Source organism: Rhizobium sp. 18055 (genome assembly GCF_902706285.1).
GTDB lineage: Bacteria > Pseudomonadota > Alphaproteobacteria > Rhizobiales > Rhizobiaceae > Rhizobium.
Genome location: NZ_CACSKD010000438.1, coordinates 1 through 399, shown reverse-complemented (window position 1 = coordinate 399; position 399 = coordinate 1). Strand labels below are relative to the sequence as shown.

General features: G+C 70.9%; 1 protein-coding gene and 1 pseudogene. Both read right to left on the bottom strand.

Translation table 11 applies throughout. From position 1 onward, the window contains the following. Positions 1 to 209, bottom strand: a pseudogene (locus GVL52_RS29895) (nicotinate-nucleotide diphosphorylase (carboxylating)); the annotation flags it as partial. Further along, positions 206 to 399 (bottom strand): Trm112 family protein (locus GVL52_RS29890; RefSeq protein ID WP_160012795.1); only part of this gene is annotated, 194 nt, incomplete at its 5' end. The pseudogene GVL52_RS29895 and the gene GVL52_RS29890, both read right to left, overlap by 4 nt.

Genomic DNA, 399 nt, shown 5'->3' with positions numbered 1-399 from the left:
ATGCGTACGTCCGGGTCGAGCGCGCGGTGGGTGGCGTCGAACCAGGGGCGGCCGGCGATCACCCCGTCCTGCTTGCACAGCAGGTAGGCGCTGTCGGCCTGGTCGGGCAGCAGGGCGGAGGTGACATCACCGCTGCCCAGGTCCTCGGCCAGTGCACGCGCGACATCGGCGGCGACAACGGCCGCATCCGGCGTCGGCAGCGTGCTCATGCGGTCGGGAAATCGGCGATCTGGGCGGTCGGGATGGCTTCCTCGGCCAGCAGCACCGGGATGCCGTCGTCGACGCGGAAGACCTGCTTGCGGTCGCGGGTGACCAGCGCTTCGCGCAGCGGCTGCGCCAGCGGGTTGCCATCGGCCTTGTTCACCGCGCCGGCGGAAATGGCCTTGTTGAGGGCTTCCA